This window comes from Janthinobacterium sp. AD80 (assembly GCF_002878455.1).
Lineage (GTDB): Bacteria > Pseudomonadota > Gammaproteobacteria > Burkholderiales > Burkholderiaceae_D > Janthinobacterium.
The window spans coordinates 16,760-35,867 of sequence record NZ_NRDQ01000084.1; the positions used below are offsets into that span (position 1 = coordinate 16,760).

Genomic DNA, 19,108 nt, shown 5'->3' on the forward strand with positions numbered 1-19,108 from the left:
GATATTATCAGGCAATTCAGCCTGGCATGGCGTTCGGCAGCGCACACAAGCCATTGCGCTCCTGCACGCCATGCATCAGCGTCCGCGTCCCGGCTCCCGGCCATGCGGGTGAAGGGCGGCAGACGCGCGGGGCCAGACCCGGCACGCTGAGCGTCAGGGCAGCAGCAAGGAATGCTGGCTGGCCGTATGGAAATCGCGCCAGACGCGGTTGATGGCCGTGTCTTCGCGCGCCGCGTACAGGCCGCAATACGGATACAGGCCGTCGACGGCGGCACGGCACGCGGCGACCAGGGCCAGGGAACTGCTTTGCACGGACTGCATGTCTTGTTCTTCCAGCGCCGCGCCGCCTGCCACCGTTGCCCAGCTGTTATCGAGCACGGCATAAAAATGGCTGCGGGCGGCGGCAAATGCCTGCTGCTTGTCTTCCAGGAATGTCACGACTTCCGGCACCTCGAGCAGTGGCAGGCCGGCGCGCGCGTGGCGGCGGTGGCGCATGCATGCCTCGGCCAGCCGCATGAAATGCGCGGCCATGCCGGCCACGTTGGTGGCCAGGGTCACGTAGGCCAGCGAATAGAACGGGTAGCGGTACAAGGGGCCGCCGGCCGTCGCGGCGTCCGGGTGAATGGTAAAGCCGTGCTCCTTGGCCAGCCACTGGCCATCGATGCGGTAGCTGTGCGAGGCGCTGGCGCGCATGCCCAGGCTGTTCCACGAAGGCACCAGCTGCACCAGCGCGGCCGGCACCAGAAAGGCGCGGATGCGCGGCTTGCCGTGCGCATCGAGCAGCGGCCGGCCGTCGCGCCGCAGGAGGGCGTTCAGGGTGAAATGGGTGGCCATCGGCGCACCGCTGGCGTAGTCCCAGCTGCCGGTGATGCGGTAGCCGTCGCCTTCCTTGTCCGCGTAGCCGGTGGCCGCGCCGCTGCCGCCCAGGCAGGCGCGCGGCGTGCCGATGATGGTCTTTGCCAGTTCAGGTTCGAGGAAACCCGCGAACCAGCCGGCGCCCGCGCACAGGGTCAGCACCCAGCCCATGCTGCCGTCGATGGCGGCCACGGCTTCCTCCAGGCGCACCACTTGCGGCAGGGGCAGCTCGGCGCCGCCCGCGCTGCGCGGCGCCAGCATCGTCAGCCAGCCGTGCCGGTGCAGCAGCGCCTGCTGGGCCGGATGCAGGAAACGGGCCGCATCGGCTGCCGGCGCATGGCGCGCGATGCGCCGCGCGTCGCGCCCGGAAACGATGGCAAAGTTGGCAGGGTTGGCAAGGGCAGCGTGCGGCATGGGCAAAGTCCGGCAATGGCAGAGGCGGGCATTTTCGCACAGCGTGGCGCCGCCGTTGCCGTCAGCCGTGCGGCAAGGCGATTTTTTCCATCACCGTGCGCAGCAGCATGGCCTCCGGTATGGCCGCCGGGGCCGAGCGCCAGGCGATGATGCCGTCCGGCCGGACGATCACGGCGCCGTCATCGCCGGTGCCGAAGCTGTCGCGGAACGGCTGCTCGGCGGGGAAAATCACGTCGGCGCCGACCAGCAGGGTCTTGAGCTGCAGATGCGCGGCGGCGGCGCACCAGCGCGGATCGGCTGTCAGCAGCACGAAATCCTCGGTCAGGAGGTCGATGCTGGAGACGCTGTTGCCCCGATGCCGGACCCAGACGTGGGGCGCGCGCGTGCCTGGCTGGCCGGCCCAGTCGCGCGGGTGGGCAGCTGGCGGCAGTGCCGCGTCGGCGCCGAGGATGGCGCCAGAGCGCGTGAGCTGGCCCAGTTCCATCGCCAGATTGCCATACAAGCGCGTGTCCTGGTAGCCGTCGCCGACCCATTTCGCGTAGTGCCGGCCGGGCGAAGGTTTGCTGGTGCCGCAGCCAGGCGATGGGCCGGCGTTCGTCCGTGTAGGTGTCGAGCAGGGCGGGGCGCGCTTGCCGGCGCAGCACCCTTTGCAGCTTCCATGCCAGGTTGTAGGCGTCGTCGATGCCCGTGTTGGCGCCGTAGCCACCGCGCGTGGGCGGCAATTGATGGGCCGAATCGCCGGCCAGGAAAATGCGCCCCTCGCTGAACCTGTCCGCGATCAGGCCGGCCAGCTCCCAGCGCCCTGTGGTGATCAGCTCGAACGCCATGTCCTTGCCCAGGGCCTGGCGGACCAATGCGCGCAATTGCTCCTCGGTGCTGTCGCTTTGTTCTTCAAACATGAGGAACCAGCGCCCGTCCGAATACGTGCCCAGGAAACCCTGGAAGCCCGGCTGGTCGATGTCGAACTGGCGGATGCCCCGTTCCAGAAAGGTGTCCGCCTCGGCGCAGCGGAACAGTACGCTGCGCAGCACGCGCAGGGGACCGGCGCCCTGGCGGCCAATGCCCAGCTGTTCGCGGGTGGGGCTGGCCGCGCCATCGGCGGCGATCAGGTAATCGGCCGTGACGGCATAACATGCGCCTGTGTCGCGCTGGCGCAGCTGCGCCGTGACGCGTTGCGCGTCCTGCTGCACGGACAACAGTTCCACGCCCGTGCGCAGGTCGGCGCCACGTGCGCGGGCGGCCTCGCGCAGTATCGGTTCCAGCAGATCCTGCGCAATGGCGGCGCCGGTCGTGGGCGAGGCCTTGCCGTCGCGCTCTTCCGGCTGGCCTGGCGTCCACGGCAATTCCTCGTAGTGCTGTCCTGCCAGGCTTGCCACGCGGGCGCGGCGCACGCTGGCGCCCGGCGGTACTTGTGGAATGCGCTCGGCGATGCCGGCGGCGCGGAAAAATTCCAGCGTGTGTTCCGTAAAGCCCGTGGCGCGCGGATGCGCGGCGCTGCCGTGGTGTTTCTCAACGAGGATATGCGGCACGCCCCGCCAGGCGAGGAAGAGCGAGGCTGAAAGGCCGACGAGGCTGCCGCCGATAATGAGTACAGGGGTGTGGATTGAAGCAGGTTTCATGATGTCGTCCCAGGTGTTGTGCAGAGCACACTCAGTCAAGGACGTGGTGAATTTTCGCGGCAGGCGCAACGCCGTTCAGGCAGCAGGGTGACGGAACGCACGCCGACGAAAAAACGGCGCACGTCCGCTTTTCGTCGTGGTCCGCGGCCCCCAGGGCTGGAATCTCACCGTCCGCAGGCGGACGGCTGACCGGGGCTCACCACGCCGGTCCACCTTTTTCGACGCCACGATCTTAGCACGGGACTGTCGCGCGGCGCCAGCCCAGGGGCACTTCGGGCAACGGCCCTCAGGCGGCCTTGGCCAGTCCTTCCGCTTCCCAAGCAGCCTTGACGCTGTCGCGCTCGGTCATGCGGCCGAGGAAGGCCTGCACATTGGTCAGCTGCGACAGGTCCACGCCCAGCTGCGGGGCCCAGCCTGTCACGGCGAACAGATAAGGATCGGCCACGGTCATCGTGGCGCCGGCCAGGTAGGCCTGGCCTTCCAGGCGGCTGTTGATCCACGCATATTTCCTGCCCAGTTCCTCGATGAACAGGGCCTTGGTCGCCGCGTCGATGCGGGAATCGAACAGGGGGCTGAACGATTTGTGCAGCTCGGACGTGATGTAATTCTGCCATTCCATCACCTTGTAGCGGGCAAAGTCGCCCACGGGCGGCAGCAGGTCGTGCTTGCCGGCCTGCTCGGCGATGTACTGGGCGATGACGGGGCCTTCGCTCAAGGTCCTGCCATCGTCGAGCGCCAGCAGCGGTACCTGGCCTTTCGGGTTGAGTTCATAGTAACTGCCGCCTTCCAGCGTCTTGTGCTGGCCCAGGTCGACCTTGACGAGGGTGAACGGCGTGCCCGTTTCGCGCAGGAGGATGTGCGGCGCCAGCGAGCAGGCGCCGGGAGAGTAAAAGAGTTTCATGGCGATCCTATCCTTGAACAGGTGCGGAAGACGCCACTATAGACCCGTGCAGGCTGTGGGTAAATGCGTGTTCGCGCAATTCGCCGTTCACGCTCGAAGGAGGCTTGCGCTGGCTCAAATGGCCGCCGGCGCCGGGCAGTCTGCCGCCATCGTCGCGCTGGCCCCTGGTTTTTCTGATGGCCGCCCAGGCTGCCTCCGCTATCCTCCGCCAGCACCTGGCCTGTCATGTAACTGGCTTGCTCCGATAGCAGGAAGCCGACGGCGGCGGCAATTTCATCGGGCTGCCAGAGCCGCCGCATCGGTATCGTTGCAAGCACCTGGCGTTCCATCTCGCTGCCGACGGGGCGGGTCTTGCGGAACAGTGCCGTTTCCACGGGGCCGGGCGCGACCGCATTGGCCGTCACGTCGTGTCCTGCCAATTCCATGGCCCAGGTACGCGTGTATCCGACCAGGGCGCTTTTGGCGGCGGAATAGGTCGTGCGGTTCACGTTGCCGTGGATGGCACGGCTGCAAATATTCACGATGCGGCCATAGCGGCGCAGCTTCATCGCCTCCACGAACTGCTGCGTCACCTGGATGGCGGCGCGCACGTTCAGATCGAAGACATTTTGCAACGTGGCAAAGTCGATCTGCCCCAGTGGCTGGGGCGAGGCAATGCCTGCCTTGTTCACGATGCCATCGATGTCAAACTCTTGTTCAAGCGCGTTGAGAACCTGCGCCGTCTGCGCCAGATCGGCAAGGTCGCAGGCTGCCAAGGTGCAGGGAAAGTCCACGCCCTCGATGTGCCGGGCGATGCCGACGACCCGATGGCCTTGCCGGTGCAGCAGGGGGCTGACGGCATAACCGATACCGCGTGTCGCGCCAGTGACGAGAAAAGTGCGGGATGTCATGGGAGAGGATTTCCTCAAGCCTGAAAATGAACCTCTGGGAAGGCTACGCTTTTGCCATTGCATGCTTTGCTGCCGGGTGCCGCAGGCCTTGCCAGAGCATTATATTTTTGCAATGTGGGTATTTTTCGGAGTGCTCTGATATGGCATGGACCGTGCGAACCCTACACTTCATCCCGCAACAACACAGGAGCGCTTGCGCGCAAGCATGCGTTCCAGAAGCGTGCCGGACGTTCCCGGCTCGCGGTTGCCACTGACCGGTTGCAATATCAATTGCTGCGTCGCCGTCATCACTACTGCAGCTTTCCCGGATGCCGCTGGCGCCCCTGATCAGCGTGTACCGTTCAGTATGTCGCGCTAGCCGCGACAGGTGCTGGCGCCGCCGGCAGCATCGTGATTACTTCATGCATCATCAGTCAGTTGCTCCCATCAATATATAAAAGGTTGCGTTATGCATATGGGCTATTTACTTAAACCGGGGATGGCCGTCGCGCTACTGTGGGCGGTGAGCAATCCGGCCTTCGCGGTCACCTGCACTTACCTGGATGGCATCCGGCCGGCCGTGGGCGCCATGCCCTTGCTGGGGTCGGCGATCACCGTCGGGCGCGAGGTGCCGTTGGGCACCGAGGTGTATCGCCAGACATTCAGGGTGGCCAGCGGCCAGGCAGTGAAACTGGAGTGCCTGTATGCCCCGTATCAACAGCATACCGAGCTGACGGTTGATGGCGGCTTCCTCTTGGCAAACTGGTCCAGCGGGAAGTATGCGAATAAAGTCTACAGCACCAACCTTCCTGGGCTGGGGATTGCCTTCAACAGTGTGGGCGGTCCTCTGCCCAGACAGTCAAGCAAGGCATGGACCGCTTGCACGGCAGGCAAAAACTGCATTGTTCCTTTTGACGGACCCTCCAATTTTGAACTGCTGCTGATCAAGGTAGGCGAGGTGACGCCTGGGGTACTGAGAGGCGATACGCTGCCGGGCGTCAGCCTGTTCGGTAATTTCGGCGATGCCAGAATGCTTGGGTTCAGGATGGGCATCTCCGGCAACCTTCGGATAGTTTCGAAGACCTGCAGCACGCCCGCTGTCGCGGTGCCCATGGGCAAGTATAAAACCAAAGATTTTAGCGGGATCAACAGCGCTACGGGCTGGAAGGATTTTTCCATACGCTTGAATGATTGCCCGGCGTTCCATGGAACAGTGAGCACGACCGCTGCCAGCTGGATATCGCAAAGCGGCACGTCACCGGGCGGCACGGCTGGTGCCATAAGCCGCGACAATAACAGACTGCGCTACCGTATCGATCCCGTTCGCACGGCCATCAACGCAGGCAGTGGCGTGCTGAGCCTCGACCCCAGCGCCGCAGGCCGTCCTCCCGCCGCCACCGGTATTGGCCTGCAAATAGCCACCCAGGCCGGCAACGCGCTGCCGCTGGCAAACTTGCAGAGCAGCGGCCTGGGCCTGAGTAGCTTCGAAACCAGCTATTCCATTCCCCTGCGGGCACGCTACCTGCAGACGGGCGGCAAGGTAACTCCCGGTCCGGCAAATGCCTCGGCAACGTTTACGATAAGTTATGAATAAACATGAAGGACACGCCAGGGGCACGCAGCAGAACGGCTTGCGTGCGGGCGCTGCGATGATGCCAAGGGCATCGCGCTTGTGCCGGGCATGTTGATCAGCAAGCAGGCGCACCCGCCAAGGCTGCCTGCACCATCCTCCACCGCTACCTTGCCTTTCGTTTGCAATCGCACGTCGTGCTGCCTGGCGGGCGCACGCGCATGGCGTAAGGCCTAAGGCGCCGCCAGCGGGCTGATCGATTGTTCTGGCTTGCTTGTCACGACGTTTTTTGCCATGTATCCGTTTTTCGGAGTGCGCCTATATGGCGTATGCCGTGGGGACCATACACTTGATCCTGTAACTGCATGGCAGCGCTTGCGCGCAGCGATGCTTTCCAGCTGGATGTCGCTCATTCCCGGTTCGGGGTGCCATGGGCCGGTTTGAATAGACATTCGAGCGATGGCTGCGCCGTCTTCACCGTCACGGTTGCTTTCCTTGACGCCGGCGGCGCCGTTGATGCCCATGCGCCGTTCAGTGTTTCGCCCTGGCCGCAACAGCTTCGCGTGCCGTCGTCAGCGCCATGATTACTTCATCCATCGTCCGCCAGTTGCATCAATCAACATAGATAAGGTCGCGTCATGCATATAGGTTCTTTGCTCAAATCCGCGGTAGCTATTGCGCTGCTGTGGGCGGTCGCCAATCCGGCTTTCGCCATCAGCTGTAGCTATATGTACGGCATCCAGCCGGCCAAAGGCTCCATGCCTTTTCAGGCATCGGCGATCAGCGTCGGACGCGATGTCCCGGTGGGCACGGAGGTGTATCGCCAGACATACAGGGCGCGGTCCGGCCAGACGGTGACACTCGACTGCCTGTATGCGCCGTTCCAGATGTCTACCGAGTGGACGGTTGATGCGAGCTCGGGTATGGCCGCATGGTCCACCGGGCAGTATGCCAATAAGGTCTACAAAACCAGCATTGACGGTCTGGGTGCCGTTTTCAATAGTACCGGTGGTCTGCTGCCCAGACGGACCTCTACGCAGCCGAGTACTTGCACGTCGGGCAATCACTGCATTATTCCTTTTGCCGATTCGAACACCAATACCGGGCCGGCCAATTTTGAATTGATATTGATTAAGATTGGGGCGGTCACGCCCGGGGTGCTGAGCGGCAGCTCCTTGCCGATCGTCAGTTTGTTCGGCAATTTCGGCGATGCCAGAATGCTGGGCTTCCAGATGGGCATCTCCGGCAACCTTCAGATAGTCTCGCGGACCTGCAGTACGCCGGATGTCACGGTGCCCATGGGCACGTATACATCCAAGGATTTTACCGGGATCAACAGCGCCACCGGATGGAAGGATTTCGCCATACGCTTGAACGATTGTCCGGGGTTCCATGGAACACTTACCAAGATCGCTGCAAGCTGGCTGTCGGACAGCGGCAACTCTCCGGGCGGCACGGGAACGAAGGGAGTGCGTGAAATCAACAGACTGCGCTACCGCATCGACCCCGTGCGCGCGGCCGCCAGCCTCGGCAACGGCGTACTGGGTCTCGATCGCGGTGCCCCAGGCGGCCCTCCCTCCGCAGCCGGTATTGCCCTGCAGATAGGTAGCCAGGGTACTAGCACGCTGTTCCTGGCAACCTTGCAGAGCAGCGACCTGACCTTGAGCGATTCCGAACGCAGCTATTCCATCCCCCTGCGCGCCCGCTACCTGCAGACCGGTAGCAGGGTGACGCCGGGACCGGCAAACGCCTCGGCGACATTCACGATCAGTTATGACTAGGCTGCTGCGGGAGGTCGATCAAACAAAAAGGCGTGACGAGGCTCGCCGCCCGAAGGCGTGCGGAATGGACGCTGGTGCTCGGCTATAATCCGGGCACGTTGGCAAGTGTTGCGCAACGTCATCACGGAGCCGACATGCATAAACTGATTTCCGAACTCACCCGCCTGTATCTGTTCGACGAGCAACAGCAATACATGGATGCGGAAGGCGGCGCGCTGCCGCTGACGCCAGCCGTGCTGGCCCGTCATCTGGCGGGCGAGCAGACGGTGGCGGTGCGGCTGGTCAGCGAGCAGGGCCTGGCGCGCACGCTGGTGCTGGAGTTTGGCGGCAAGGGCGGCGGCGAGGCGCACTGGAGCGCGCTGTGCACCATCGCCAATGCCGTGCAGCACGAACTGGATTTGCCGGCGCCCGCCGTCAGCATCTCGGGCACGGCGTTCCAGCTGTGGCTGTCCCTGGCCACGCCCGTGCCCCTGGCCCAGGCGCAGCAGTTCGTGCAACTGCTGCGCTCGACCTTTTTACCCGCATCGACCGACATCCTCGCCGTCGCGCCGCCCGCCTACGTGGAGCAGGCGGCGCTGCCGCCGTGCCTGCAGGCAGCGGGCAAGTGGGCCGCCTTCATCCATCCCAGCATGGGCGCCGCCTTTGTCGACGAACCGGGCCTGGACATGCCGCCGCCACCGGCCGCGCAGCTGGGCTTTCTGGAAAGTCTGCGCAGCATCAACCCGGCCCAGTTCGCGCAGGCGCTGGCCAAGCTGCAGGGACATGCGGGGCTGGATGTTGCCGTGCAAACTGCCGTGCCAGCTGCGGTGCCAACGTACATGCCAGCAGCCGTGGCCCCTTTGGTACCTGCGCCCGTTCCCGCCGCCAGCGCTCAGCCAGGCTTGCTGCTGCAGGACGCCACCCTGGAAGACATCGTGCGCTGGCTGCATGCGCGGCATATCGAACCGACCTTCCGGCACCGGCTGCCGTAAAGAAGGCTGGCCGGCCCGAGTCCCCATCGATCAGCCTTACCGAGGAATCAGGATATGCTGTTGATAAAATTTCTGGTACTGGTCTTTGCCATCGTCTTTGGCATACCCAACCAGATCATCGATTACAAGCACCGCAAGAACAAGTCCTATGAACCTGGCGATGCCTGGGCATATTATTCCAGGCTCAGCAAGGAGGGGAATGCAGAAGGCAAGTTCATGGTGTGGTCGACGTACTGCGGGATCGGCCTCGTGGTGGCCACGCTAGCCTACCTGGCCGTGCACCTGTTCACCAGGTAGTCCATGGCCACGCCAGCCGTCGTCCAGGGGGGGGCGGTGCTGGGTATAGACGCGGGATTTTTTGTTGGGGAAATGTACATGAGCACGGCCAGGAGCGGACTCATCGGGGCTTGCAGTGCGCTTGCCAGCATGCTTGCGGTATGGCTGGTCTATATCGGCCTGGAGCATTTCTCCGGCACGGTGAATCTCTGCGCCATTGTTTTGTGCGGATTGCTCATCGGGATAGTGCAGGGATGTTTTATCCATCGCGCACGGCACAGGTCCATCGCCATCGCTACCTTGATCGGCATGCTGATCTTGTGGCTGCCAGTGGTGGTGGCGACCTATGGCTTTGCTCTGCTGGCGCTGCCGCTCCTGGTGGCTTATGCGGCGCTGGTTTTCTGCAGCGCCAGGCTGGGAGGCACGCTGCGGGCGCATGCCTGCAGGCCCGCATAGCAAGCCTGCAAGGTCCGGTCTTTTAACGCAAGAGGGTATATGCAGTCACAATTTTATTGCACGTCGATTCAGGATTATGGCAATCAGCGCCTGGCCATCGTGCGCGGCGCCGTGTCCGCGGGCGCGGTTTTCCCGGGAATGACGCTGTGCATGGGCTTGGGCGATCAGGTCGACGTGACCTTCCCGATCTCCGCAGTGCTCGATGCAGGCGAGCTGCTGCTGGACTGCGACGACCAGGAAGGCGTGGACATGCTGCTGGCCTTCGCGGTGGCGCATGAATATCTGGCGATACAGGCATAGTCAGTTCTGGCCTGGTCATGCGACCATGCCACAGCCCCGATGCGGATTGCCACTGGCTGCGTGAACGATCAGTAACTGACCACCCAAGGCATGGAAAACTGACACGATGACACCACAGGATTTTCTGAAGTTTCCCATCTCCACCGTCTTTTCGGCACCGCTGATCCTGCAGTTTGGCCTGAGCCAGCTCGCGTGGAATGCCCGGCTGGCGCGGCAGGTGCCCAGGCCGGCCACATGGCCGTCGGTGTCCAGCGAGCCGGCGCCGGGAGGTTTTTGTTCCCAGGTGGAACTGCAGGCCTACCAGCGGCTGCTGCAGATGCCGCAATCCCCTTCGCAGGAAGTGCTGTCCAACGTGCCGCTGTCGTCGATCTTTGCCATCGACGGCAAGGCGCTCGACCATTTCTTCGATACGGCGGGCTTTTCGCCGTCGCAGCGCGCCTTTGCCCACCTGAAGGTCGAAGGACAAATTGGCCAGAAGAGCGTGGACCTGCTGGTGATCGACAAGCTCAGCCAGGACATCCTCTTCGGCCTGGAAGTCGACAGCGAGTACCATGCGCAGGACGATCAAATCACGCACGACCTCATGAAAAGCGCGTTTTTCCGCCTGCATGGCATCCCCTTGCTGCGCCTGTACAGCCAGCAGGTGTACCGGGCCCACGACTGGTCCGCATTTTCTCTGTTGCTGGAACGGGCGCGACAGCAGTGGCAGGCGTACGTCCGGCATCCGACGTGCGCCACCATGCAGGCGCACATGCCCCCGTCACTGTACTTCCCGCACTGGTGGGCCGCCACCGAGTGATGCACAGGCACGCGGCCGGCAGGCGGCAATGACACGCACGCGATGTTGCGCGATGCGCGCTCGCGGCATGCATGTATTCAATTCTTATCGGCATTTTTAGGACTGTTCTGATTTCAGTCAAGAAACGCCGTGGCTACACTTCAATAAGGCAGCAGTGCTCACCGTCCGGCATGGAGGGTGGGCGCCGTCCCTGGTACCCCCTTATTTGAAAGTAACGGCAATGACAAAGCAAGTACAGCAGCATCCACCCCGCGTGACCGGATTGCGCAACCACCCACCGGTGCTCGAGTCCAATCGCTTTCGCAGCGCCGACCTGCTCGACGCGCTGATCGATTTCCTCGGCTTGAAGAACGATGCGGCCCTGGGGCGCGAACTGCAGGTGTCGCCGCCCATCCTGTCGAAGATCCGGCATGGCGCATTGCCCGTCAGTGCCGCCATCCTCATCCGCATGCACGAGGTGAGCGGTTTGAGCATTTACGAATTGCGTGCATGCATGGGCGATCACCGCAATCGTTTCGGCATGCTCGATGCGCAGGAAAGCGACTGACGGTGTGCCTGCCGCCACAGGACTGGCGCAGCGTTCGCGTGCGCCATGCCGTTCGGCGGCACTTGCCTGCCTGGTCCTTCCCTACGCTTCAACCCTAGGAAAAATGCCGTGAAAACCCTCCGACCCCCTGTGCGCAGCGAATTTAACACCTTGCGCGTGACGACCTTGACGCCTGATGCGGGCAAAGATGGCGCGCGCTGGCTGGACACGATGCTGAGCGCCATGGAAATTGTCAATGTAAGCAAAGTCCGTACCTTGAGCATGCTGCCGGCGCTCTTGCAGTCAGGGGAGGTCGACGTGATCGTGGCCGATGTCGAACACGGTGGCCTGATGGTGCCGACCCTGCTCAAGACGCTGGACGCGGCCAGCCCGCTGGTGCGCTTTCCGCATGTGCTGTGGGTCGGCCAGCCAACGCTGCTCAACCTGCTGCATGGGCCAGTGGCGGCGACGCAGGAGACGCCGGCGCTGTCGCGCATCGGCGGCCTGTCGGTGACGGCCTTGCTGGCGCATGCCCGTCTGGCGCGGCGCGCCGGCATCCATGTCGGCATGGTTCACGGTGGCGGCAAGGCGGCCTTTACCGAGGCCTTGCGCGCCTTGCTGCAGGTCGCGCCCGTCAGGCGGCAGGCATCGGGCGCCGCGCCAGCCGCAGGTCCGACGGAGGCCGATGTGATCGAGGCGCTAACCACCGGCAAGAACCTGCGCGTGATGCTGCAGCCGCAGTACGACTTGCGCACGCGGCGCATCATCGGCGCCGAGGCGCTGCTGCGCTGGCATCACCATGACGTGGGCGAGGTGCCGCCATCGGTGCTGATTCCGATGGTCAACCGCCTCGGCCTGCATCTGCTGCTGTTCAGCTTTATCGAAACGCGGGTGATCGACGTGCTGCTGGTGCTCAAGAGCCGCCAGGTGGCGCTGCCCATCGCCCTGAATGCCTCGGCTGAAACCGTGTGCACGCCGGGACTGGCGCAGCGGCTGGCCGAGAAGATGCAGCGGGCCGGCCTGCCGCCGGAACGGCTGAAAATTGAATTGACGGGAGATTTGCAGATCCCCGACGAGCTGTTACTGTCCGCCGCGCTCAATACGCTGCGCACCAAGGGTTTTCCCGTGTCGCTCGATGACTTTGGACAAGGTTCGGCGACCTTGAATCTTCTGGCCAGGATGTCGTTCGACGAAGTCAAGATCGACGGTGCATTCGTGCGCGACATGCAAACGAGCGCCTCGGCGCGGGCCGTGATCGGTGCGACAGTCCATCTCGCGCGTTTGATGAACCTGAAAGTGGTGGCCGAAGGCATCGAGGATGCCGCATGCATCGAGGCACTGGTCAAGCTGGGCTGTCCGGCGGGCCAGGGCTATGCGCTGGCGCGTCCCATGGAGCTGCGCGACTTTTTTGACAGCGTGTGCAGCAAGTGAGGAAAGGCGCCTTCGCCCAGCAGGGCGGCGGTTGGAGTGAGGAGGAACGCGATGCTCGCTGCATGAAAAACAGCATCGGCGGGACGTATGCCAAGTGCATCTTGCACCGGAACCATGTTATTGCACAGGAACAACAATGTTGATAAATTACATCACTGATGATGTGAATGGCAAAAATAGGAGTAACCTCATCAAAAGTACCTTTTTTCGTGTAGCGCCTGGTCTTCGCCCTTGCCGATGAAACGCTTACGTATTGCCTTGCTCGACGATCACGCGGTGGTGCGGCATGGCCTGGTGGCCCGCCTCACGGCCGAAGCCGATATCGCCGTCGTCGGCGCCTACAGCACCAGCCGCGAGCTGATGGCGGGCCTGCTGCTGGAACCTGCCGACGTGCTGTTGCTCGACTATGCGCTGGGGCCGGACGAGCTCGACGGCGTGTCGCTGATCCGCGCGCTGCGCGCCAAGTTTCCCGATTGCCCCATCCTCGTGCTGTCCACGCATCATGAACCGGCCACGGTGGCGCTGGCCCTGCGCGTCGGTGCCCGCGGTTTCGTCGGCAAGGGCGAGGAAATGGCGGAGCTGGTCAAGGCCTTGCGCAAGGTGGAGTCGGGCGCCGTGTACCTGAGCGCCGAGATGTCGTACCGGGTGGCCGAGGCCACCACCGCCTTCGATGCGCGCGGCGGCGATGACGGCGCCGATGCATTGCTGCTGGGAGCGGCACTGTCGGCGCGCGAGCGCGAGGTGATCCGCTGCTACCTGGCGGGCATGACGGTGACGGAAATCGCGGAAAAATTCAAGCGCAGCATCAAGACCATCAGCTCGCAAAAGGCCACCGCCTTCCGCAAGCTGGGCGTTACGTCGAACAACGAACTGTTCAAGATCCGCCATACCATAGGAGAAGCATGAGGCGTTGGCGTGCCGGTATCGCCGCGTTGCTGCTGGCCGTCTGCTGCATCGCGGCGCAGGGGCAGGGGCAGGAAAAGGCGTTTGCGCTCAGCGGCGCTGAGCAGGCCTGGGTGCGCGCGCATCCGGTGCTGAAGCTGGGCCTGCGGCAGAACCGGCCACCGTTTGAAATCGTCCAGCGCGGCGCGGTACGCAGGGGCATCGGCACGGATTACATCAACATCATTGAACGGCATAGTGGCCTGGTGTTTGACATCGTGACCCTGGCCGACACGGACAACGGCCTGGCCGCGCTGCGCGAACGGCGCATCGACTGTCTTCCTGCGGTCCGCAGCATCGGCACGCCGCCGCAGGTGCCTGGTATCGACTACAGCCTGCCTTACCTCTCGACCACGGCCATCGCCGCCACACGAGAACAGCTTGAACCCGGTGCCGATGGCATCGCCTTCGATGGCAAGACCGTGGCGCTGCCGGCGGCGGAAGCGGACTTGCTCGGCGTTTTCCTGCGCGAACGCCACGACGGCATGCGCATCGTCGTCCGTCCCAGCATGCGCCAGGCGCTGGCACTGCTGTCGAAGGGCGGCGCCGACGTTGCCATCGGCACCCGGGCGCAGCTGATGCCGGGGTTGATGCGCGAAGCGGGGGAGAACCTGCATTTTACCGAGCTTCCCTTGGCGATGACGTCCGACGTGCGCATGGCGCTGCGCGACAGCGACCCCTTGCTGGTATCGATCGTGAATAAATCGCTGGCCGCGATGACCCCGGCCCAGATCCGCCTGGTGCGCCAGGATTGGCTGGAGGCCGAGGGCGATGAGCACGCAGGCATGCTGTTTTCGGCCGATCACTTTGGCGAGCACGTGGGCCTTGCCGCCGCCTTGCTGCTGATCCTCGCGGGCCTGGCATACCAGGCCTTCAGCGCGCACCGGCGCGCCTTGCGCAATGAACGCAGGGCGGCCATGTTCCTGGCCGTGATGAGCCATGAAATCCGTTCGCCCATGAATGCCGTGCTGGCCGCCGTGGAATTGCTGCGCGCCACGCCCATCAATACCGAGCAGCGTCACTTTGTCGACCTGGCCAGCAATGGCGGGAATATCCTGCTGCGTTTGCTTGACGACGTGCTCGACGTCTCCAAGCTGGAGGCGGGTCAACTGACGCTGAGCCTCGATGCGGTCGATGTCGTGGCCCTGGCCAACGATGTGGTTGCCTTGCAGCAGCTGCGGGCGCGCGAGAAGGGCATCACGCTCGATGTGGCAGTGCGCCAGGCCCTGCCGCCGTTGATGCTGGACGAGGCCAGGCTGCTGCAGGTGCTACATAACCTTGTTTCAAACGCCATCAAATTTACGGCAACAGGCGGGGTCGAGATTCAGATTGCCATGCTGGAAGACGGGCAGGGCCAGGCGCGGTTGGAAATGACCGTTGCCGATACCGGCATCGGCATCGCCAGCGCCGTGCAGGCCACCCTGTTCCGGCCCTACGTGCAGGTGGAGGGCACCTACAAGCGCTCGGGCGGCACGGGACTGGGACTGGTCATTTGCCGTGAACTGGTCAATCTGATGCAGGGTACGATCACTATCGATAGCGAAGTGGGCAAGGGGACGCGCATGGTGATTTCCCTGCCTGCGGACGCGGCGCCCGCTGCCGCCCTGGCGGCCGCAGTGGCGCCGGCCCGTCCGATCCCGGTGGGCGGCACGGCGGCGCAGCGCCTGTCGATACTGGTGGTTGAAGATGTGCCGGCCAACCAGGCCGTGCTGCGGGCCCAGCTTGCCAGCCTGGGCTGCGATGCGGACATCGCCGAGAATGGCGCCAGGGCACTGGCCTGCTTCAGCCTGCGCGAATATGACCTTGTGCTGATGGATTGCGATTTGCCCGACATCGACGGCTACAGCCTGACGGCCGAATGGCGCAGGCGCGAAGCGGACCTTGAACAGGCGCGCTGCCCGGTCATCGCCATTTCCGCCTCCACAGGGGCGGATCATGCCGAACGCTGCTTTGAAGCAGGCATGGATGGCATCTTGAGCAAGCCGATCCGCCTGGCCAAACTGCAGGATATCGTCGAACTCTGGTGCGACGTGAGCCTGGCGCTGCAGGCACCGCCGATGGCGACGACCGGCGTATTTGACATGCCGCAGGTGCGCGCCGCGTTCGCCAGCGACATGGGCGAGCTGCTGCAGGCCATGGCCATGCACGAACGCGATGCCGCCTTGCGCGCCGCGCATCGCCTGCATGGCGCAGCCCTGTCCATGCAATGGACGCAGATGGCGCAGCCGGCAGGGCAGCTGGAAAGCCTGCTGCGCAGCGACGCAGCGCTCGCCGATGCGCGCTGCGGCGGGCTGCTGCAGCATGTCGTGGCCGCCTGGCGCAACAGCGGCCAGCATTGATTTCAACTTAAGGGAGCAACATGTCAAGTAGCATGCACAAGAATAAAAAACAAGCGATGGGGATGCTGGCGTTGATGTTGCCAACCACCTTGCTGTTTCTCGTATTGTCCGGCATGGATCCGACGAAGTTGCCGTTGGCTTTCGAAGCCCTGCCTTTCGGCGTGCCTGCTTCGCTAGGCAATATCCCGATAGCCTCGGCGATCTTTTACGTCAGCATGGGGTTGACGGGGCTGGTGCTGGCACTCCTGCCGGAAACCCTGTCGCGCAGGAAAGCCTTGCTGGCCGGCTTCCTGCTGCTGGCCGTGGCTGCGTTAATGGGCCTGTATTCCCGTACGCTATTTGAACTGTGCTGCTGGAGTTTGCTGGGAGGTATCGGATGCACGATGAATATCTGTGCCTGGGTCAGTATCGGGGTCACGTATTTCCCCCGCCATTGCGCCCTGGTGGTGGGACTCATGATCTGCTTTACCGCAGTCAGCAACATTTTTGCGAACAAACTCAGCGCCATTCAGCACGCCATCAATGAACAGGGGGAACTACCTGTGTTACCTGCGCTGGCGGGCATGCTCATCCTGATCCTGCTGTATCTCCTGATCTGGCATTTTTTTCAGCAGATCAGCGCCAGCGGCGAGCCGCGCTTCATCCGTCCTGAAGCCAGGAACCCGGTCGGTTCGGTCTGGTCCCGCGGCCCCTTGCTGCTGTTTCTGGCCGCCATATGCCTGCCATTGAGCGCGGGTAACTTTGACTATCTGTATAGCTTGTACATGCGCGAGATACTGGGATTTCCCATCAAGACGGTAGGGGTGGTGATAGGCATTGCCATGAGTGCCACCTTGCTGTCGCCGCTGGCTGGCTGGCTGGGGGACCGCCACGGCGCCGTGAAAATGCTGCTGATCACGCTGCCCATCACGGCCGCTATCGGCGGCCTGATCTCCCTGGGATGGCAGCTGCCAGTGGAGGTGCTCGTGCTGCTGGTGTTCCTGATTGGCTTTGCTCTGACCGCCGTGTTCTATATCAATATTCTGGCGGCCCTGATCCAATCGGTGCCGCCCATGCAGAACATGCGGGCAGTGGGCTTGTTTTATGTCGCCTTCAACCTTGGCATTCTTGCCGCGGATGTGCTTTTCACCCATCTGAAGGAGATGGTCGGCTGGACAACGCTGGTGTTATTGCAGCTGGTCTTGCCCCTCGTGCTGGCGACCGTTCTGGTCTGGCTGGCGCAGCGCATCATGACGCCTGACGATCAGGCGGTGCTGCCAGACTGATCAGCCGGCAGCCTTTCATCTTGCCTGCAAGCGCCGCCTTGCAGGTTTTCCCCGCAGCTACATTTCACGTCATCTCCCCATCCTGTCCAGTCACGCCGCAGCGCCAGATTGCCAGTGCGCTGGCGTCTTGCGTCCGCGGTTGCCGCCTAAAAAGCGCATCTTATCCGCTCGCGCGGATTTTTAAGACCATTCTCATATCGACAAGTGTCGCGTCTCTGTAAAGTACGAATCTGCAACAACAGCCGCGTTCCTACATTAACTGGTGCGCATTTACCTTTATCTTTCAGGAGTAGTCTCAATGAAATCCCAAGTCCGTATCCTCGCCGTTCTGCTGGTCGCCGCTGCAACCCAATCCGCTTTCGCCGCCGATGGCACGATCAATTTCAAAGGTGAACTGTCCGATTCGACTTGCATCGTTGCTGTCAACGGCGCTGCCGGCCCTGCGCCTGCGACCGTGCAATTGCCAAAAATCTCGGCTGCCCAGCTGAAAACTGCTTCAGAAGTTGCAGGTAAGACAGGTTTTAACATTACGCTCAGTGCTTGTACCGGTACCACCACCAAGGCTGCCGCATTTTTCGAACCGGGCGCCGGTGTTGATCCGGTGACCCATAACCTGAAAAATAACGACGCCGCCGGCGCCAAGTTTGTTCAGCTGCAACTGCTCGATGGTACCAACGGCGCGGCGATCAAGGCCGGTGATTTCGCGCAAGTCACCGATACCAGCAAGGTCACGAAGAATACGACTGGCGAGACGGTTCTGCCATATGCAGTGCAATACATTTCCACCGGCCTTGCCACCGCCGGCAAGGTCGATAGCACCGTTACCTATTCCATCACTTACGAGTAATCCACTCGCCAGGGAAGCACGTCCTCGCCGCCCAGGCTGGGACGCGCTTCCCGTCTACATTCTGAGGTCTTCCATGTCCCCTTATCATTCATTGCGCAGTTCGTTGTTGCTCAGCCTGGCCTTGCTGTTTTGCTCTTCCTCCATGGCCAGCGTGGTGATCACGGGAACGCGGCAGATTTATCCGGCAAAGCAAAAAGAAATCACGGTCAAGCTCAATAACGATGGCGCAATGCCGGCGCTGGTGCAGGCGTGGGTCGATGCCGGCGATGTCGCATCGACGCCGGCTGCGGCCAAAGTTCCTTTTGTGCTCACGCCACCGCTGGCCCGCATCGATCCCGGCAAGGGGCAGAGCCTGCGCCTGATGTTTGTCGGTCCGGCTTTGCCGGCTGCGAAGGAATCGGTGTTCTGGCTGAATGTGCTGGAGATTCCGCCCAAGTCGCAAGAGGCCGATGTGAATTCGCTGCAGATGGCGTTCCGCTCACGCGTCAAGATTTTTTATCGCCCCGAGGGGCTGGCTGGCAATCCGGTCGATGCGATGGAACAACTGCAATGGCGTGCCGTGCCCGCCAGCAATGGCAAGGGCTTTGCCCTGGAAGCATATAACCCGTCCGCCTTTCACGTGTCGCTGGCGTCGCTGTCGCTGATGGTCGGCGCCGTGCGCAGCGAGAGTGATGGCGGCATGGTGGCGCCAGGCGAGACCAAACAATTTGCGCTGCCCACCGTGAAAGCCTTGCCTGGCGCCGGTGCACAGGTGGAGTTTAGCGCCATCAACGATTATGGTGTCCCGATGCCGGTGCGGCGCACCCTTTCTGCGCCCGCCGGCCGGCCCGCTCCTTAAGGTCTGAATCATGCATACTCATCGCCATATTCGCTATTTTCCTCAAGTAATGCCTGGTCCGGGCGTCAATGCGCTCGTTGGCAGCGTGGTCAAGGCGGTGGCGTTCAGT

General features: G+C 62.9%; 18 protein-coding genes and 2 pseudogenes. 14 read left to right on the top strand and 6 right to left on the bottom strand.

Translation table 11 applies throughout. The annotated features are described in order from the left end of the window. Positions 1-153: 153 nt before the first annotated feature. From JaAD80_RS17055 to JaAD80_RS17070, 5 genes and pseudogenes are all read right to left on the bottom strand, one after another. The gene (locus JaAD80_RS17055) at positions 154-1,269 is read right to left on the bottom strand and encodes an acyl-CoA dehydrogenase (protein WP_102295731.1); all 1,116 of its coding nucleotides are present in this window, start codon (positions 1,267-1,269) and stop codon (positions 154-156) included. A gap of 61 nt (positions 1,270-1,330) precedes the next feature. Beyond that, entirely contained in the window at positions 1,331-1,753 is a 423-nt protein-coding gene (locus tag JaAD80_RS32015; RefSeq protein WP_374755254.1) for a hypothetical protein, read from the bottom strand. A 97-nt stretch (positions 1,754-1,850) separates the two neighbouring features. After that, a pseudogene (locus JaAD80_RS17060) lies at positions 1,851-2,888 on the bottom strand (FAD-dependent monooxygenase); the annotation flags it as partial. Between the two features lie 286 nt (positions 2,889-3,174). Further along, positions 3,175-3,789, bottom strand: a complete 615-nt coding sequence (gene gstA / locus JaAD80_RS17065; RefSeq protein ID WP_102295732.1) for a glutathione transferase GstA — start codon at positions 3,787-3,789, stop codon at positions 3,175-3,177. 179 nt (positions 3,790-3,968) lie between these two features. Then, positions 3,969-4,679 (bottom strand): annotated as a pseudogene (locus tag JaAD80_RS17070) (SDR family oxidoreductase); the annotation flags it as partial. Between the two features lie 448 nt (positions 4,680-5,127). On the opposite strand from JaAD80_RS17070, the gene JaAD80_RS17075 reads away from it, so the two are divergent. Continuing rightward, the gene (locus JaAD80_RS17075; RefSeq protein ID WP_102295735.1) at positions 5,128-6,252 is read left to right on the top strand and encodes a fimbrial protein; all 1,125 of its coding nucleotides are present in this window, start codon (positions 5,128-5,130) and stop codon (positions 6,250-6,252) included. 209 nt (positions 6,253-6,461) lie between these two features. Here the strand turns inward: JaAD80_RS17075 and JaAD80_RS30375 are convergent, their stop codons facing one another. Next, positions 6,462-6,752, bottom strand: a complete 291-nt coding sequence (locus JaAD80_RS30375) for a hypothetical protein (RefSeq protein ID WP_146012414.1) — start codon at positions 6,750-6,752, stop codon at positions 6,462-6,464. A gap of 114 nt (positions 6,753-6,866) precedes the next feature. Between JaAD80_RS30375 and JaAD80_RS17080 the strand changes: the two genes are divergently transcribed. The 13 genes from JaAD80_RS17080 (at position 6,867) to JaAD80_RS17140 (ending at position 18,999) form a co-directional block, all read left to right on the top strand. After that, a complete protein-coding gene (locus tag JaAD80_RS17080) occupies positions 6,867-8,009 on the top strand; it encodes a fimbrial protein (protein ID WP_102295737.1) in 1,143 nt (380 codons plus the stop codon). Between the two features lie 134 nt (positions 8,010-8,143). Then, positions 8,144-8,980 carry a hypothetical protein gene (locus JaAD80_RS17085; protein ID WP_102295739.1) on the top strand — a complete coding sequence of 279 codons (837 nt, stop codon included), beginning with the start codon at positions 8,144-8,146 and terminating at the stop codon, positions 8,978-8,980. Positions 8,981-9,034: 54 nt separating this feature from the next. Next, positions 9,035-9,277: a hypothetical protein gene (locus JaAD80_RS17090; protein ID WP_102295741.1), complete on the top strand. Its 243-nt coding sequence runs from the start codon at positions 9,035-9,037 to the stop codon at positions 9,275-9,277. Between the two features lie 3 nt (positions 9,278-9,280). Beyond that, entirely contained in the window at positions 9,281-9,712 is a 432-nt protein-coding gene (locus JaAD80_RS17095) for a hypothetical protein (RefSeq protein ID WP_102295743.1), read from the top strand. 39 nt (positions 9,713-9,751) lie between these two features. Beyond that, positions 9,752-10,012, top strand: coding sequence for a hypothetical protein (locus tag JaAD80_RS17100; protein ID WP_102295745.1), 261 nt, complete (start codon positions 9,752-9,754; stop codon positions 10,010-10,012). Positions 10,013-10,118: 106 nt separating this feature from the next. After that, a complete protein-coding gene (locus JaAD80_RS17105) occupies positions 10,119-10,811 on the top strand; it encodes a DUF2726 domain-containing protein (protein ID WP_102295747.1) in 693 nt (230 codons plus the stop codon). 220 nt (positions 10,812-11,031) lie between these two features. Next, positions 11,032-11,358, top strand: a complete 327-nt coding sequence (locus JaAD80_RS17110) for a hypothetical protein (RefSeq protein WP_258003043.1) — start codon at positions 11,032-11,034, stop codon at positions 11,356-11,358. Between the two features lie 108 nt (positions 11,359-11,466). Next, positions 11,467-12,768, top strand: a complete 1,302-nt coding sequence (locus tag JaAD80_RS17115) for an EAL domain-containing protein (protein WP_180979453.1) — start codon at positions 11,467-11,469, stop codon at positions 12,766-12,768. A 237-nt stretch (positions 12,769-13,005) separates the two neighbouring features. After that, a complete protein-coding gene (locus JaAD80_RS17120; RefSeq protein ID WP_102295750.1) occupies positions 13,006-13,674 on the top strand; it encodes a response regulator transcription factor in 669 nt (222 codons plus the stop codon). Continuing rightward, entirely contained in the window at positions 13,671-16,049 is a 2,379-nt protein-coding gene (locus tag JaAD80_RS17125; RefSeq protein WP_102295751.1) for an ATP-binding protein, read from the top strand. Before JaAD80_RS17120 ends, JaAD80_RS17125 begins: the two co-directional genes overlap by 4 nt. 20 nt (positions 16,050-16,069) lie before the next feature. Further along, positions 16,070-17,314, top strand: coding sequence for an MFS transporter (locus JaAD80_RS17130; protein WP_102295753.1), 1,245 nt, complete (start codon positions 16,070-16,072; stop codon positions 17,312-17,314). 298 nt (positions 17,315-17,612) lie between these two features. Next, a complete protein-coding gene (locus JaAD80_RS17135) occupies positions 17,613-18,161 on the top strand; it encodes a fimbrial protein (RefSeq protein ID WP_102295754.1) in 549 nt (182 codons plus the stop codon). A 73-nt stretch (positions 18,162-18,234) separates the two neighbouring features. After that, on the top strand, positions 18,235-18,999 hold the full coding sequence (locus JaAD80_RS17140; RefSeq protein ID WP_102295756.1) for a molecular chaperone: 765 nt from the start codon (positions 18,235-18,237) through the stop codon (positions 18,997-18,999). The last annotated feature ends 109 nt before the right edge of the window (positions 19,000-19,108 follow it).

Bases quoted from the DNA above. Each gene is read 5' to 3' on its own strand.
- JaAD80_RS17055 (WP_102295731.1), bottom strand. From the start codon at position 1,269: ATGCCGCACGCTGCCCTTGCCAACCCTGCCAACTTTGCCATCGTTTCC.
- JaAD80_RS32015 (WP_374755254.1), bottom strand. From the start codon at position 1,753: ATGGAACTGGGCCAGCTCACGCGCTCTGGCGCCATCCTCGGCGCCGAC.
- gstA (WP_102295732.1), bottom strand. From the start codon at position 3,789: ATGAAACTCTTTTACTCTCCCGGCGCCTGCTCGCTGGCGCCGCACATC.
- JaAD80_RS17075 (WP_102295735.1), top strand. From the start codon at position 5,128: ATGCATATGGGCTATTTACTTAAACCGGGGATGGCCGTCGCGCTACTG.
- JaAD80_RS30375 (WP_146012414.1), bottom strand. From the start codon at position 6,752: ATGGGCATCAACGGCGCCGCCGGCGTCAAGGAAAGCAACCGTGACGGT.
- JaAD80_RS17080 (WP_102295737.1), top strand. From the start codon at position 6,867: ATGCATATAGGTTCTTTGCTCAAATCCGCGGTAGCTATTGCGCTGCTG.
- JaAD80_RS17085 (WP_102295739.1), top strand. From the start codon at position 8,144: ATGCATAAACTGATTTCCGAACTCACCCGCCTGTATCTGTTCGACGAG.
- JaAD80_RS17090 (WP_102295741.1), top strand. From the start codon at position 9,035: ATGCTGTTGATAAAATTTCTGGTACTGGTCTTTGCCATCGTCTTTGGC.
- JaAD80_RS17095 (WP_102295743.1), top strand. From the start codon at position 9,281: ATGGCCACGCCAGCCGTCGTCCAGGGGGGGGCGGTGCTGGGTATAGAC.
- JaAD80_RS17100 (WP_102295745.1), top strand. From the start codon at position 9,752: ATGCAGTCACAATTTTATTGCACGTCGATTCAGGATTATGGCAATCAG.
- JaAD80_RS17105 (WP_102295747.1), top strand. From the start codon at position 10,119: ATGACACCACAGGATTTTCTGAAGTTTCCCATCTCCACCGTCTTTTCG.
- JaAD80_RS17110 (WP_258003043.1), top strand. From the start codon at position 11,032: ATGACAAAGCAAGTACAGCAGCATCCACCCCGCGTGACCGGATTGCGC.
- JaAD80_RS17120 (WP_102295750.1), top strand. From the start codon at position 13,006: ATGAAACGCTTACGTATTGCCTTGCTCGACGATCACGCGGTGGTGCGG.
- JaAD80_RS17125 (WP_102295751.1), top strand. From the start codon at position 13,671: ATGAGGCGTTGGCGTGCCGGTATCGCCGCGTTGCTGCTGGCCGTCTGC.
- JaAD80_RS17130 (WP_102295753.1), top strand. From the start codon at position 16,070: ATGTCAAGTAGCATGCACAAGAATAAAAAACAAGCGATGGGGATGCTG.
- JaAD80_RS17135 (WP_102295754.1), top strand. From the start codon at position 17,613: ATGAAATCCCAAGTCCGTATCCTCGCCGTTCTGCTGGTCGCCGCTGCA.
- JaAD80_RS17140 (WP_102295756.1), top strand. From the start codon at position 18,235: ATGTCCCCTTATCATTCATTGCGCAGTTCGTTGTTGCTCAGCCTGGCC.